At 44.9% G+C, this 14,006-nt stretch carries 14 protein-coding genes; 6 read left to right on the plus strand and 8 right to left on the minus strand.

The genetic code is table 11. The features are described 5' to 3' along the window. Positions 1–50: 50 nt before the first annotated feature. From ACVA6Q_RS02645 to ACVA6Q_RS02655, 3 genes are all read right to left on the minus strand, one after another. A complete protein-coding gene (locus tag ACVA6Q_RS02645) occupies positions 51–1,007 on the minus strand; it encodes a LysR family transcriptional regulator (RefSeq protein WP_446646414.1) in 957 nt (318 codons plus the stop codon). Positions 1,008–1,544: 537 nt separating this feature from the next. Then, positions 1,545–2,555 (minus strand): AraC family transcriptional regulator ligand-binding domain-containing protein, encoded by a 1,011-nt coding sequence (locus tag ACVA6Q_RS02650; protein ID WP_446646415.1) that lies wholly within the window; start codon positions 2,553–2,555, stop codon positions 1,545–1,547. A gap of 57 nt (positions 2,556–2,612) precedes the next feature. After that, the gene (locus ACVA6Q_RS02655) at positions 2,613–3,392 is read right to left on the minus strand and encodes an SDR family NAD(P)-dependent oxidoreductase (protein WP_446646416.1); all 780 of its coding nucleotides are present in this window, start codon (positions 3,390–3,392) and stop codon (positions 2,613–2,615) included. A 260-nt stretch (positions 3,393–3,652) separates the two neighbouring features. Here ACVA6Q_RS02655 and ACVA6Q_RS02660 point away from each other — a divergent pair, with 260 nt between their 5' ends. The 5 genes from ACVA6Q_RS02660 to ACVA6Q_RS02680 all read left to right on the plus strand — a co-directional run bounded on the left by ACVA6Q_RS02660 (position 3,653) and on the right by ACVA6Q_RS02680 (position 7,509). Further along, positions 3,653–4,150 (plus strand): GNAT family N-acetyltransferase, encoded by a 498-nt coding sequence (locus tag ACVA6Q_RS02660; protein WP_446646417.1) that lies wholly within the window; start codon positions 3,653–3,655, stop codon positions 4,148–4,150. 14 nt (positions 4,151–4,164) lie between these two features. Further along, the gene (locus tag ACVA6Q_RS02665) at positions 4,165–4,935 is read left to right on the plus strand and encodes a nucleotidyltransferase domain-containing protein (RefSeq protein WP_446646418.1); all 771 of its coding nucleotides are present in this window, start codon (positions 4,165–4,167) and stop codon (positions 4,933–4,935) included. Between the two features lie 47 nt (positions 4,936–4,982). Then, entirely contained in the window at positions 4,983–5,417 is a 435-nt protein-coding gene (locus ACVA6Q_RS02670) for a hypothetical protein (RefSeq protein ID WP_446646419.1), read from the plus strand. 84 nt (positions 5,418–5,501) lie between these two features. Further along, positions 5,502–6,533, plus strand: a complete 1,032-nt coding sequence (locus tag ACVA6Q_RS02675) for an alpha/beta hydrolase (RefSeq protein WP_446646420.1) — start codon at positions 5,502–5,504, stop codon at positions 6,531–6,533. A 496-nt stretch (positions 6,534–7,029) separates the two neighbouring features. Then, positions 7,030–7,509 carry an AAA family ATPase gene (locus tag ACVA6Q_RS02680; RefSeq protein WP_446646421.1) on the plus strand — a complete coding sequence of 160 codons (480 nt, stop codon included), beginning with the start codon at positions 7,030–7,032 and terminating at the stop codon, positions 7,507–7,509. Positions 7,510–7,588: 79 nt separating this feature from the next. Here the strand turns inward: ACVA6Q_RS02680 and truD are convergent, their stop codons facing one another. Beyond that, positions 7,589–8,542, minus strand: a complete 954-nt coding sequence (gene truD / locus ACVA6Q_RS02685) for a tRNA pseudouridine(13) synthase TruD (RefSeq protein ID WP_446646422.1) — start codon at positions 8,540–8,542, stop codon at positions 7,589–7,591. Between the two features lie 49 nt (positions 8,543–8,591). After that, positions 8,592–9,185, minus strand: coding sequence for an NADPH-dependent FMN reductase (locus ACVA6Q_RS02690; protein ID WP_446646423.1), 594 nt, complete (start codon positions 9,183–9,185; stop codon positions 8,592–8,594). Positions 9,186–9,614: 429 nt separating this feature from the next. On the opposite strand from ACVA6Q_RS02690, the gene ACVA6Q_RS02695 reads away from it, so the two are divergent. Beyond that, the gene (locus ACVA6Q_RS02695) at positions 9,615–10,514 is read left to right on the plus strand and encodes a class I SAM-dependent methyltransferase (protein ID WP_446646424.1); all 900 of its coding nucleotides are present in this window, start codon (positions 9,615–9,617) and stop codon (positions 10,512–10,514) included. Positions 10,515–10,623: 109 nt separating this feature from the next. On the opposite strand, the gene phnX is transcribed toward ACVA6Q_RS02695, so the two are convergent. Genes phnX through phnW form a run of 3 tightly spaced genes read right to left on the minus strand, consistent with a single transcriptional unit; the run spans position 10,624 to position 13,931 of the window. Then, complete coding sequence (phnX, locus tag ACVA6Q_RS02700) at positions 10,624–11,442, minus strand: phosphonoacetaldehyde hydrolase (RefSeq protein ID WP_446646425.1); 819 nt, start codon at positions 11,440–11,442, stop codon at positions 10,624–10,626. 18 nt (positions 11,443–11,460) lie between these two features. Next, positions 11,461–12,828, minus strand: coding sequence for an aspartate aminotransferase family protein (locus tag ACVA6Q_RS02705; RefSeq protein ID WP_446646426.1), 1,368 nt, complete (start codon positions 12,826–12,828; stop codon positions 11,461–11,463). Continuing rightward, positions 12,828–13,931 (minus strand): 2-aminoethylphosphonate--pyruvate transaminase, encoded by a 1,104-nt coding sequence (phnW, locus tag ACVA6Q_RS02710; RefSeq protein WP_446646427.1) that lies wholly within the window; start codon positions 13,929–13,931, stop codon positions 12,828–12,830. Before phnW ends, ACVA6Q_RS02705 begins: the two co-directional genes overlap by 1 nt. Positions 13,932–14,006: the final 75 nt, after the last annotated feature.

Below are 14,006 nucleotides of genomic sequence, written 5' to 3' on the forward strand. Positions count from 1 at the left end.
TGTGAGGTTGATCGGAAAATGAGCGAGTGTTTATACTACGCCGCTCACTTTTAATGCTGTTTACTGCGCTCAAAAATATCGGTTAGAGAGTGAGTAAACCAGTTCATCATTTCGTTATTGGCGTGTCGAGAATGAAAGTATCCATTTGCGGGGTAGTGCGCTTCAGGAACGTGCATGTCGGGTTCTAGCATCACCAAATCAGGGTAGTCTTGAATAGGAAAACTGTCGTTTATGCCCATAAACATGTCTGAGTGACGCAGTACATCCATGAGTACTAATGGAAATTCAGAAGCAAATCCTACCTCAAGTTCAAAACCCAGGCGTTTAAACGCATCGACAGTCGGACTGGTTAGTTTGCTGTAGTTGCTAACTAAAAGGCGAGCAAGCGGGTAGGGGGCGAGACTTTCTGCCGTAATGGGCTGATTCATTATGGGATGACCACGTCTGACTAAGACCTTTGCAGTAAGCTGCGCCAGTTCTTGCTCAACCAAAAAAGGCAAGCTTTCTGTGATTGGTGCGTTCACGCCAAGTAGAATGTCTCCTTTTTCTATTCCCTCAATTGTGTGATCGTTCCAAGAGGTTACGTGTACCTTTAAGTTAGGCGCAGTCCTAGAAAAGTTGCGATAAATCTCTCCAGAGACTGAGAACACGAGTTGGGATGACAACGCGATAGTAATTTCTCCATCAAGTTCAGCAGGATCGAACTGACTGCTAGCATTGACCACGCTTTCAAGCTGATGAAGCAGTGGCAGAAGATCACGGGCAAGTTGCTCGGAAAACGTGGTTGGTTCAAGTCCGGTTTTCACTTTGACGAACAGTAAGTCATCAAATTGATGTCGAAGCTTTTGCAAAGATTGGCTAACGGCGGGCTGCGATACAAACAAACGCTCAGCGGCTTTGCGCATGTTCTTTTCTTCTAGTAGAACTTTAAACACTCGAAGTAAATTGAGGTCGAGATTGTTGAATCGATTTTTAGCCAAGGTGCTCACTCTTGTTTGTAACATCATCGCAAACCTTAACATAGTGCGTTTGAGGAATGTCATAGAGCCAACAGATTGACTGTTGGCTCTGGAACAAAACAGTAACTAAGTATGAAAGTGCTAGCGGCGATGATGAGTGTCTTTTTCATGTTAATGTGCTCTTGTTGTGTATAAACCACAGCGTTCTAGCCGTATTAATCTCTCCTTGTTGGATGGGCTGCATTGTAGAAACTTGTTGTATTTCCGACTAATCACCTTTGTTTACAAGTCTCATTAGCATTACTTATCACGAAGCCAGCCTTTATTATTCACGCTCAACTAGTGAGGGGTATCCTGAAAAATCCTCACTGTTATCTATAAAGTTCGCTTGATAACTTGGAGTTAAGGACACCAAAGGATTGGAACACGTTATGGAACTATGGATAAAATTGGAGTATCTGGCGCTACAGATTTGGGCGATATTTTTGATAAAAGCGCTGCTATTTGGGTGAGCTATTTGGGGCAGCGCAGATAGTGATTTGCTGATGGTGCTTTATTGATACGGTATTTGATCTAATTACCAGACTACAGATGTCGCTCCCGTTGCTGGTAAGGTGAAAGCCCGTGCCAAGCTGTATGGGCGCGGATAAATGAATTACTTTCCTGAAAGCCTAGTAAGAAAGCGATCTCACTGATTGGTAGTTGCGACTTGGTAAGGTAATCATGAGCCAAACTTTGCCTAACTTCTTGCAGTAGTTCTTGATAGCTTTGTTCTTGTTCCGAGAGTTTTCGCTGTAAGGTACGCTTACTCATCGCGAGTTGGCTGCTGACATAGTCGATGCTGCTTTGTCCTTGTGGTAGTGCATCGATGAGTACCCGTGTCACTTGTGCTGCTATACCAACGTTCTCGGTGCTAGACGTACTTAGTACGTGCCCTAGCTGCTTTTGCAATTCTCCCTCAAAACAGTTCAGCATGGTTTGGTTACGTGTGAGAAAAGGCAGATTTGCGTCTGCCGCTGCAAATCTCACTTTAGTCTCCAAACCCACAGTTAAACGACAGCCAAAATAGGCTTCATATTTCTCCGAGTGCTTAGGTAACTTTGGCAGTTCTACGTGCAGCGGTTTGATGGTTTGGCGTGTTGCTAGTCGGGCTAACTGAGTAAAAAAGACCAGTTCCGATAGGTTTAAGCACAAAGGGAGCGGCGCTTCATGCCCATAGCATCGAATGCTAAGCTCGGTAAAATCGTCTGTTTGCTCAATATCCAATATCATCGGACCAATGAGAGGTTTGTACTCTTGCAAACGCTTGGCCGCCGAATTGAGGTTAGGGGTGCAAATGGCGGCATAGATGGGGACGTCAAAAAACTCAAGGCTCATCGCATTAGCAAATTCTAGCGGCATATCTCGACCTTGCGCCGCGATATCGATACCATGCCAAAGCTTGAAATACTGTGCAGGAGACAGCTGTACCTTTTGCTGACTGAATAACCCTCTAGGCAGCCCAGCACAAGCAAGAACCTCTTCGATACTCAAACCCAAATCTTGAAACAGAAGCTTCCAGTTAGGTGGGATAACAAATTTATTGGCTCGTTTCATAGCGGTACATCTATCTCCAGATCACTCTATAGGTTTGAAGGTAATATGCGGTGGCAGTTAAGCGTTTTTCTCCATCGCTTGACGAGAAAGTTTGAGTACCATCTTGCGTGGTAAAAATGGAATAATCCAATTGAGCATAAACTTAAGGTTTGATTCATTAAAGGCAACCAAATCACCTTTCTCCATCGCTTGGTAGCCGCATTCTGCGACTGATTTCGGCGACTTCGCTTTATCGAAGATCTCAACGCCTTCAAGATTGGCTGCCTCGACAAACCCTGTAGCGACCGCGCCCGGACATAGAGCCGTGACTGTGATGTTGTTATCTTTAACCTCTTCTGCAATCGCTTGACTAAAGGAAGTCACATAGGCCTTTGTTGCGTAGTAAACCGCCTGCAATGGTCCGGGCATAAATGATGCGGTAGAAGAAACGTTTAAAATACGTCCTTGGTTACGCTCAACCATGCCTTTCAAGTAAAAGTGAGTAAGATCAGTTAGCGTTAGCATGTTAACTTGCATCATAGCTTGCTCATCTACAAGCTCACGCTCATGGAATAATCCATGACCACCAAAACCAGCGTTATTGATTAACGTGCCGATTTCAAGGCCTTGCGCTTCTGTTTGCTCAAAGATTTTCGACGCTGAGCCGGGCACCGAGAGATCGGCTGGCAGCACCGTTACTTTGATTTGGTATTGGCCTTCTAGTTCTTGTTTTAGCGAATCCAATTTGTCGACTGAACGCGCTACCAGCACCAAGTCGCCACCTTTCTGTGCGTGAATTTTTGCAAACTCCAATCCTATACCACTTGATGCGCCAGTAATAAGTGCTGTATTTGCCATGATGCTGATCTCCGAGTGATGTTGTAGGTGCGAGTTGTTATTTTATGGAATGATTATAGGCAATCAAATGGCGCTATGAGATATCTGATCGTGCCAAAGTTAATTCCGATCACGCCAATATGATAAAGTGAGGGTAAGGATAGACTAACTCTCTAATATCACTTGAAATATTGGCTGTAGCTTTGCAATATACCTAATCAGAAAGTTAAGAAAACGCGCTCATTCCCGCCTAGTTGGCATCAAATGTTGTGGTAATGAATATGATTGAAACAGAAAGATTAATACTTCGGCCCACAATACAAGATGATCTACAGCTCTATCGAGCGCTATTTCAAGATCCGCATATCGTCAAATACTTACCCGGTGGTGAGCCTTATTCGTCAGATTATATTGCGAACTACGTAGCTGAAAAATTGGCGCATTGGGAAAAGGGTTTTGGCACGTTTACAGTTACACTGAAAGAGCAACCCCATGTCGAGATTGGTTATGCAGGTGTAGAACAATTGTCAAATTCACCTCACCACGATGTTCGTTACGGACTACTTCCCGAGTATCAAGGCACAGGCTACGCGTTTGAGGCAGCAAAGGCGGCCATTGACTTTGTGTTAGCCAATTATCTAGATGAAGTGTTTGGCGTTGCGGTAAAGGCCAACGCTCCGTCTCTGAAGATCTTAAAAAAAATGGGTATGGAGCTATCATCGAAGAGCTTGTACGACAGCAATGACCTCGTGACATTGAGTTTGAAGAAGCCTTTGTAGCGTAAGGAAAGTCAATGGTACAACTCGATAATGGATTGGATGAGCATGGCTACATACGTAATGTCTATTCGCCTTCACACATTCAAGCTGAATTTAAGGCCGTTGTGGATGCCGCAGTTAATGAGCTGACAACTAAATTTCCTAATCAAATAGATGGGATTTATCTGTACGGAAGTATTGGTCGCGGCAACGCAGTGCTCGGCAAGTCAGATCTTGATCTCTCCATTGTTCTTAAACTCCCTCAAAGCGATACGCAGCGTCAGACTTTTAAGGTGATGGTTCGTGACTTTCCCAGGTGCAACGCACAGGTAAGTAAAATTGATCTGGATATAGGTCATGTGAATGAGGTATTACAAGTAGATGAGTATTACCGTTGGCAGTTTTGGCTTAAGCACTGTTGCTGTTGTGTTTGGGGCAATGATTTGTCGAAACAATTTGAATCGCAGAAGCCAAGTCATAATATCGCAATGGCGCTCAATGGTGACCTAATTGAATTCATCGAAAAAATGATACCCAAACTGTCGAGTGGCACAGAGCATGGCATTGAAAAAGTGATCGGAAAGAAGTTACTACGAACTGCTTATTACTTTGTCGCGGAACGTGACCTTAGTTGGTACTCAAATTTGGAGCAATGTCTTGAGACCTGTATTCGGCATTATCCTAATCATGTTGAGGAGTTTGGAAGAATCTATGATGTGGCGACTGGTAATCCAATACCACCTAACGATGCGCTCCACCTTTTTGAGTGGCTTAGCGAGTTTTTAAACCACAAATGGATGCCATGATTCACCTTAGTTTTGATGCTAGTTTACCGCCGACTAAAGGAGCCCATATGAATAAAGCCCAACTTCTCAGCCAACTATATTTGAGAGAATCAAGCATTAAAAAGTTAGCACTACCAACTCAAGAGATACTAGATTCTGTGGACCCTATTATGTTTCAGGAATGGCAAAACAGTAAACGGGAGCTTGTACCTCTTGATGTAGCAGACACTCACTGGATAAAAACATGCACGAAAGGATATATCACCGAAGTGGTGTTTCAGGGTGATGGTACCTTAAATGAGTATCGATTGTTCGATCGTTTTGAAACTCGGGGGACGTGGTTCTTGGCTGACGGCATCCTACATGTGAAAATCGTTAAAGGGAATAATCGCTATTCCTTTGGCGTAGTGGGTAATGCCGATGTCAATATTCACTCTGCGATTGAGCATAAGAACGATGAGTTGCACGCTTATCTTAAACTGGCGCAAATTAAGCCACACTGATCAACGAAAATGGTGCTCCGCTGGAAGCATGATAACCAAAAGAAAGGTAACTAAATCACCATTCACTGAAATACTAGAGGTATCATGACAAGTTTTTTGATGATTATAGTGTTGTTCATTTTAGCTTTGTTCTTGTTTAACTTTTGGGGGACTCGTCTTCGTGACTCAGGTATGAAGCCGATAGATTCAAACTTATTGAAAAACAGCCAACAAAAGATAGCCATCACGAGAGATGGACGGAGTGTCGCTTATTGTGTTTACGGCAGCCAAGACCTTACGGCACCAGTGGTAATCAATATGCACGGCTCTGGACTTGAAGCGGGTTTCGAGCGCCAAACCTATCAGAAAATCAGTTCTTCTTTGGGTTGTAGAGGTATCGCCATTAGCTTACCTGGCTGTGGGTTTTCTGATGAAAAGCCGGGTAGAAGAGTGGTGGACTGGCCAAAGGAAGACTTGGAGGCGGTGTTAAATGCAGAAGGGGTTGAGGCGTTCCACATTACGGGGCATTCTCAGGGCACGCCTCACGCTATGGCGGCTGCCCTCCATTTTGGAGATCGCTGTATTGGCTTAGGGCTAAATGCACCGCTGTTACCAACGGCTTTGTGTGAGGAACTCGGAACCGGAGCAACCATTGGTACCGGAGGGACACCAACCTCAAAACAGTTAAGGCAGTATTACATGGGGTGGTATTTTGCCGTGTTTCGCTTAGTGTTTGATGTGTTACCGCCGAGCTTAGCGAGTACTCCAATCAGGAAAGGTTTCCCGAAGGTCAAAGCAGACAAGGAGTTAGTATCGCGATTCGAAGAAGCTATGAGGCGTTCTGTTGTACGTGGTACGTCTGGCGCAACTTGGGAATCAGCTCAAGATACATGCTTTGATTGGGGCTTTGACGTAAAGCTATTAGCCAACGCTAATGCCCATGTTTGGCACTCTGATGATGATTCCGCGATACCTTCAGAGCAAGGAAAATGGTTAGCAGAGCACTTAAAAGCGAGCTACAAGCACAAATCCGAAGGCTATGGTCACATGACTTATTGTGCTGGGAAATACCAAGAGCCCGAGCATTCAATGATAGCTGCACTTTTGAATGGCGCTATCAAAGGAAGTCAATCGTAATCGATTCACCCGCTTGAATAGACAACCCGGAGAATGTTGATTCACCGGGTTTTGCTGCTGGGTCGATGAGACTATCAGTGATATAGCTAAGATTTGGTGGCAACATGCGCGATAGAAAATCCCAAATCCGCAATGCTGTGTTATCCGGTGAACTAAAGGCTACTATGTTGGCTTACATGAGTTTCAGCCCCATCCTGAGATAACGATGCTTAGTATTCGTAACTTGGAAACCAAGTCTAAGTCCTATTTGATTTATCTTAAGGAGTTAGAGACGCTGCCTATTATTAAGATATTGAAGCGGTTTGTGAGTGAGGGTTGAGCGAAAGATGCTGATTCTGTGTTAAAAATGGCGATCGCCTAAGCAGATTTATTGAACGGTGCTTTCTGGGGAGAAAAAGCTCTGATACAAATTGAGCCTGCATTTGAATACGGTAATAAAAGGCGATTCATGAGATGGAGACATTGTTAACGTGGCGCTTTGTAAAAAAGAGGAGTTATGACCCAAATCTATTTCGTATGTGGCTTTATTGGCTCCGGTAAGACAACGTACTCTAAAGCATTGGCCGCTAAACACGCTGCGTTTCGGTTTTCTATTGATGAGTGGATGATCCCTCTTTATGGCGAGCATATGGAGCGGGAGCTCTTTGATCGTCGTTTGGCAACGCTTCAAGGGTTATTTAAAGACTCTGCCTTACAGCTTTTTTCGCTCGGTGTGCCGGTTGTATTTGATTTTGGTTTTTGGACGAAAGTGGATAGGCTTGCTTTTACTGACTGGGCATCGAGTGTAGGTGCGAGCAGTGAAATTCATTATTTGGATGTGGGATTTGACGTTTGTAAGCAGAGAGCATTCTCCCGTAACTCAGAACTCAATGGCCGATCTTATGAAATGACACCAGAGATGCTGGAGTTGTTTTGGTCTTGGTTTGAGACACCGACATCAGATGAGAATGTGGTGTGGATTCAGTCAGCGGGCTAACTATTGCTGCGCGCATTGACGGAGAAACGAAAAGGACGAAAGGTGTCGCACCTTTCGCCCTTTGTAATACTAAGGCCAATTAAACACCTAAGATGCCTTTTATTGCCATCGTTGCGTAGCTACCAGTCGGCAATGTGAACTGCAACTCACAGCTCTCTGAGTCGAGCGGCTTGGATTTAAAATGACAATAAATAAAGCAGTCCCTGGTTGCAGACAGTTTCTTAATTTCACCATCGATTGCGCGCCATTTGTCTATGGCTAATTTATTCGGAAGCTTATGCGCCGCGAACTCATCTTGGTTTGGAGCAAAATAACTGTTGTCCGCGATACGGATAGAGGCGCTAGCGAAGCCTTCTGCTTGTATGAGTTCACTGAGCTTCTTATTCCATATGTGCGAGCCATGAGAACATAGCCAAAAAGCCCTTTCGCGCATAGGTATTAAAGATTCTAGGTTTTCTACAGATACCTCTCTATTAGCTAGGACGCCCGATTCACGTGCGAATTCTAGGCACTTGTCGAGGTTACCTTCTAGGTAGTGTTGTCCGATCAGATGTGTCAGCGCAGGTTGATTGGGTAAGCCGAAACGTTGGCTGTCATAGTAATTGGGGACTCTAAGCTGAGTTTCATTAATGCTTGTAAGGGCATTTTGAGCCTCTTCGTCAAGTCCTCTTAATACGATCTTAAATGCGTTTCCAAGATTAGAACCAACAGTGATTTTATTGTTGGAGAAACCGATTTGATATAACTCAAGCCAAAAGTTACTGTCTTTATCATTAAATTTACTAGCGACTTTATGACTTTCAATTGTGAGGTATTGCTGCGTGACTCCTTCCTCATCTTTTAAACCCGCTACGCCAATTTGACCTTCCTCTAGGTTAAATTCTTGGCTAATTATATCTATAGCGTTAAATGTTGAGATACCACTCTTCACTAAACAAAAAAGTCGATAGTTAGTAGGGCTATCGGCAATATCTAAGTTAATGACTTCGCATACCCTAAAGTCTTCATTTTTTTGTTTTATTCTATACTTCATCCATTTCTCCTTGCGATTACGCTTCATTTGGTTGAAAGTTAGTTGTTCATTACATTCCGTATCGAAATGGTTTACCGATACTTACCATGTCGCGGTGTACGGGGGCTAAAGCATTGGCATAGGCTGCGAGTAACTTGAGTGTATATTCGCTTCGAGCATGTTGCTTTTGGTCTGTACATTGGTGATCGGCAGTCAACATTTGTTCGCAGTTTCTAAAGATAAGATGGTCTGGTAAAAAACAGACGTGATTGTTTTTATTACCAGTCATACGCAGTTCGCTAATAGGGTATACGCCATTGATGCCAGCAGAGACGCTTACCAGCAACGCCGCTTTGTGTGCCAACTCGTCGTCGGTAGTCAGCATCAAAAAATTCTTTAGTGAGGGCGTTGCCATACCATGCCACTCTGGCGTGATAAAAATAAAGGCATCAGATTGCTTGAGCTGCTGTTTAATGGGTTGCAATGGTGCCCATTCCTCGCTGTCTTGCCACACGCCTTCATTCCAAAGTGGTAAAGCTAAATGATGCAAGTCGAGAACATTGACCTGTTCAAAGTGTTCGCCAGCGAGTGTTGCCAGATAATTAGCCACATTGATACTTTGTGAGTTTGTTCTTTGGCTACCGGCAACGATTGCGATGTTCATTCAAAATTCCTTTTTGGGGTTTAAAATTTACTCTAAGGGAAGTGTTCTTTAATATTATGACTGTCGTCAATGCCGTTGCCCTTGAAATGGCGATTGCGTCGAAGAGTTATAATAATTCTGTTCTTGTTTTAGAATGTTTAAATCTAATTAGAGGTGTTCCCGTATTTTAATTAAATTACCAATCTCGGTGGTATGCTTATATGTCGTTATCTGGTGAGGTTTTAAATGTGTGATCTTTATCGAGGTATTTTGTGTGAGTAGTTTTAGTTCTATTACTTAATTCAAAGTAAAGGAGTGACCTTTAAGCTATATTGGTATTTTTGTCATTAAATGTTTGTGTTTGATTAGTATTTTAATGATTGTTATCTCCTTCTCACATGTTTCTAGGTTCGAACTGTTCACTCTACAAAGAACCCGAGGTAAGCAACTATGAGCTTTTGGTTTGGTAAAGATGCGACCGCGCAAGGCGTGGCGAAGCAACGCTTAATCGAGACACTGGCACCACCGAGTAAGAGGGTCATTAGCGATCCGTACGCAAAACGATTCGTGTTAGGTGCGAGTCTCATCAAGCTGATGGGTCATCGGCTATCTGTTTTGATCACCGAGAAGTTTGCCCCTGGATTCCATCAGCACCTTATTGCGAGAACTCGATTTTTTGATGATTGTATTCAAGAGGCGGTGGAAAATGGGGTCGACCAATACGTGATTTTGGGTGCAGGTTATGACTTAAGGGCGCATCGCCTTGACCTGCCTTCCAGCCTCAGGGTTTTCGAAGTCGATCAAGCTGAAGTGCAAAAGAGAAAGCGTAAAAAACTACCCCAACACTTATTTAACTCAGAGAATGTGAGTTACGTTAGTGTGGATTTTAATCACCAATCTCTCGTTGAGCGATTATTGGCATCCGGCTTTGATCCAAATAAACCAACTATCTTCACCTTAGAAGGTGTTTCTCAGTACATTACTAAACCTGCGTTAGCCACTACCATTGAAGCATTGGCCGCTCTCACACATCGTACAGATGCAACTTTCTTGATGTCTTACGTTGACGAACGCCTTAACAGCGATCCTAAAGCTTGCTTTGGAGATGGCTATCCCCATGTAGTTAAACGTGTGAACACGATTAAAGACTTATCAGATAGATTTGGGGAGCCGTGGGTGTCTTTCTATCGCAGTGATGAGATAGAGCAAATGTTGTCTGGCTACGGCTTCAAAGTGGCAGAAAATAAGACTCTGGAGGATCTAAATGGGCGCTACTTCGAACCAATTGGTCGAAAAGTGCCTGAGCAGCACGTAATGAAGTTGGAGCACTTTGTTGTGGCGAGAGCCTAACGACCGCTCGACACCACAGTGTTGTTTAGTTTTTGTCTATCAAGGAATATTGGATGCGAAAAGCTCACGGTTAAACCGTGAGCTTTTTATTTTTCTTAGCTTGCTTATCTTACGGACGTTCACCCGCTAAAACGCGTTTCTCAATATCGGCGATCACACCTGGAAGGTCGGCAATCGTATCAACTAGATAGTGAGGTGAAGCTTTACCAAGCTTGATGCGTGCACGTTCGCGAGCTGCTGTTAGAGTTGCTTCATCAGCGGCTTGGTATTGGTCAAATGTAAGGCCAGCCTCGTTGCCAGAAAGCAGTAGACCCACAGTCCACATGCCTGCATTGTGACCTTCTTCGATACCGGGTGCTGCGTCATCCACTTTTACGCAAGCACCGACGCTAGTCGCGCCCAGTTCGATAGCGTTTTTCAGTGCCATAAATGCAGCAGGGCGGCCGCCTTGAGGTAGGTCATCAGTAGCGACGACATAGTCTGGTTTATAGCCGTAATCTGCCGCCACTGGAATGAGAACATCCATTACTTGACGTGGGTAGCCAGAACATGAGCCGATCTTGATGCCTTTGTGTTTAAGGTCGTTCACAACGTCAACCGCGTTAAGGATTGGCTCAGCGTGATCCGCTACTTTGGCTTTTTGTAGAGGCATGAATGCGGCGTAGATGGCGTCAACATCGCTGTCTTGCATTTCTTGACCAAACTTGGCTGTCCAACGTTCTTTTACTGCAGGGATTTGGCCAACGGCTTTAATGTGATCCCATTTACCAATACCCATTGGCTCGCGAGCTTCGTCTAGAGAAATCTCGAAATCAAAGCCTTGTTTAAATGCTTCGACAAAAATGCTGGTCGGGGCAAACGAACCAAAGTCAACAATAGTGCCAGCCCAGTCAAAGATAACGGCTTGAATCGGTGATGAGTGAGACATGATGTCATTCCTTAAAAGTTAATTTCTTACGTTTGATACGTGAGCAATAGCTTGCTCGAAAATGTCGAGCGCTTTGGTTAGCTCGTCACGGGTAATAATCAGCGGAGGGCTAAGCTGAATGACGTTGCCTTGCGACACCTTAAAGCTCAGACCTTGATTTAAACATTGATAGAGAACTTGCTCGGCTTCATCGTAGGCTCTGTCTTTTGTGATGTGGTTTTTTACTAGTTCCACACCCCACAGAAGACCAATGCCACGTACATCGCCAATAATTGGGTATTGCTGCTTCATTTGAAGTAGGCGTGCTTTGACAAACTCGCTGTCATTACGTGTCTTCTCTAGGAGCTGTTCCTGCTCAATCGCTTCCATGGTGGCAAGTGCCGCCGCGCAGCCAAGGGCACTTTTCTCGTGCGTGTAGTGACCTAGAGAGATTTCCGCAGCCGTGTTGTATTTGTCTTTGGTTACCATCGCAGCGATTGGGACCAAACCGCCACCAAAGCCTTTGCCGATACAAAGAATGTCCGGTTCAATGTCGAATGCCTGATAGGTAAACCATTCACCACTGCGCCCCATGCCATTCGGAATATCGTCAATAATGAGTAGGACATTGTGTTTGTCGCAAATCTCACGGATGCGTTTCCAGTACGCTTTACTTGGTACTTGCACATCGGTATTGCGAACGCCTTCTGCGATAAACGCGCCGATACCGCCTTCTTTTTCAATCACGTATTCGAGATAGTCAGCGTAGTGAACATCACTCCCGTCTTGTGAAGGGAACGCACCGCGATAAGACACCGCTGGTGGGATGCGCTCAACACCTGCCATGAGCGGGCCCATGCCTTCACGAAAACACGCTTCACCACCGACTGAAATCGCATCCAATGATGCCCCATGAAATGAGTCCCACAGTGACACGACTTTGTAGTTGCCTGTGATATAACGAGCCAGTTTGAGCGCCATTCCAACTACAGATGTGCCGCCAGGCGCAAATAACACTCGGTTGAGATCGCCGCCGCAGACTTGGGTTAGCTTTTCAGCACATTTAACCGCTGTTTCGTTGGTAAAACGGCGCGGCGAAAAGGGCAGTGAATGCATCTGCTCCGTTACACGTTTGATGACATGCGGGTGCGCATAACCAAGCTGATGTACGTTGTTACCATGAAAGTCCATGTAGCGCTTTCCGCGTGTGTCTTGGATATAAATCCCTTCTGCCGCTTCTAGTGAATCTAGGCATGGCGTTGACATAGACTGATGCAAGAAAACATCGGCGTCGCGTTTAAGCAGTGCTTGTGTCGCTTCGTCTTGTATTTGTTGATTCCACTCTTCACGTGCTGGGGTATTGTTCACATCCCCCTCGCTACGTAGGTGCGTTGCTTGGTCTGCCATTACGCCAGCTCCCAGTACATTGCGTTTTTCACCGCGCTGATTAAGCGTTCAATGTCCGATGGGTACACATCACCAATATTGCCAATGCGGAAGCAATCAGCATTAGAGACTTTGCCGGGGTAGATAACAAAACCTTGCTCTTTTAAGCGGTTATAAAAGGCTTTGAACTGGTAATCACTGTGCTCAGGTGAGTAGAACGAGGTAATGATCGGAGAATGAAGATCGTCGTTTAGTAGCGTGCGGAAGCCCAATGAACGCATACCTTCGACTAGTGTCTTTTGGTTAGTGTGATAGCGATTGAAACGCGCTTCAATACCGCCCTCTTGCTCAAGTTCTAAAAGAGCTTGATAGAAAGCACGCACGGTATGGGTTGGGGAGGTGAAGCGCCACTTGCCGTGATTCACTTCCATGCAGTGCCATTGATCATAGAGATCGAGACTGAGTGAACGCGCTTGGCCTTGGCATTTTTCTAGCTCTGATTGCTTAGCAACCACAAACCCAAAGCCAGGAACACCCTGAATACATTTGTTGGCAGAGCTGATCATAAAGTCGATACCGAGCTCACCAATATCCATTGGGATGCCACCAAAACTCGACATCGCATCAAGGATCACAGTTTTGTCATGTTGCTTTGCTAGTTTGATGACCGCTTCAATAGGGTTCAGCATGCCGGTTGTTGTTTCGCAGTGAACAATTGCAACATGCGTAATGGCACTGTCTTGTTCTAGGATGCTAGCAATCTCATCTAGATTCGGTCTGCTGACTTCGCCTGGTGCAATGATACGGGTTTCGATGTTTAGGTAGTCAGCAATCTGCGCAATACGGGCGCCGTAGGCACCATTGTCGACAACAAGCAGTTTGCCGTTTGTAGTGACAGTGCTACCAATTGTCGCCTCGACTGACGCGGTGCCGCTGCCTTGCATTAGGACGCTGGTGTAGCCCGCTTGTTTTGTGGCAAGTTGAGTCAGTTTAGCGCGAATGACCTCGACAATCTCTTTGTTGTAGTCGTCATCCCATGTACACCAGTCTTTTAACATCGCTTCGCGCACAGTTTCAGTCGTCGATAGCGGACCCGGAGTTAATAGCAAGTATTCGTTTTTCATCTTGATTCTCAATTTGGACTATACCAATAAGTTGTATTTACTCTAGCAACCGAAATTACGCGTCGTAAAGCGTCA

Source organism: Vibrio sp. DNB22_10_4 (assembly GCF_052879755.1).

Excerpts from the sequence above, each read along its gene's own strand:
- ACVA6Q_RS02665 (WP_446646418.1), top strand. The coding sequence starts at position 4,165 with ATGGTACAACTCGATAATGGATTGGATGAGCATGGCTACATACGTAAT.
- phnW (WP_446646427.1), bottom strand. The coding sequence starts at position 13,931 with ATGAAAAACGAATACTTGCTATTAACTCCGGGTCCGCTATCGACGACT.
- ACVA6Q_RS02690 (WP_446646423.1), bottom strand. The coding sequence starts at position 9,185 with ATGAACATCGCAATCGTTGCCGGTAGCCAAAGAACAAACTCACAAAGT.
- ACVA6Q_RS02705 (WP_446646426.1), bottom strand. The coding sequence starts at position 12,828 with ATGGCAGACCAAGCAACGCACCTACGTAGCGAGGGGGATGTGAACAAT.
- phnX (WP_446646425.1), bottom strand. The coding sequence starts at position 11,442 with ATGTCTCACTCATCACCGATTCAAGCCGTTATCTTTGACTGGGCTGGC.
- ACVA6Q_RS02675 (WP_446646420.1), top strand. The coding sequence starts at position 5,502 with ATGACAAGTTTTTTGATGATTATAGTGTTGTTCATTTTAGCTTTGTTC.
- ACVA6Q_RS02670 (WP_446646419.1), top strand. The coding sequence starts at position 4,983 with ATGAATAAAGCCCAACTTCTCAGCCAACTATATTTGAGAGAATCAAGC.
- ACVA6Q_RS02695 (WP_446646424.1), top strand. The coding sequence starts at position 9,615 with ATGAGCTTTTGGTTTGGTAAAGATGCGACCGCGCAAGGCGTGGCGAAG.
- ACVA6Q_RS02650 (WP_446646415.1), bottom strand. The coding sequence starts at position 2,555 with ATGAAACGAGCCAATAAATTTGTTATCCCACCTAACTGGAAGCTTCTG.
- ACVA6Q_RS02645 (WP_446646414.1), bottom strand. The coding sequence starts at position 1,007 with ATGATGTTACAAACAAGAGTGAGCACCTTGGCTAAAAATCGATTCAAC.
- truD (WP_446646422.1), bottom strand. The coding sequence starts at position 8,542 with ATGAAGTATAGAATAAAACAAAAAAATGAAGACTTTAGGGTATGCGAA.
- ACVA6Q_RS02660 (WP_446646417.1), top strand. The coding sequence starts at position 3,653 with ATGATTGAAACAGAAAGATTAATACTTCGGCCCACAATACAAGATGAT.
- ACVA6Q_RS02655 (WP_446646416.1), bottom strand. The coding sequence starts at position 3,392 with ATGGCAAATACAGCACTTATTACTGGCGCATCAAGTGGTATAGGATTG.
- ACVA6Q_RS02680 (WP_446646421.1), top strand. The coding sequence starts at position 7,030 with ATGACCCAAATCTATTTCGTATGTGGCTTTATTGGCTCCGGTAAGACA.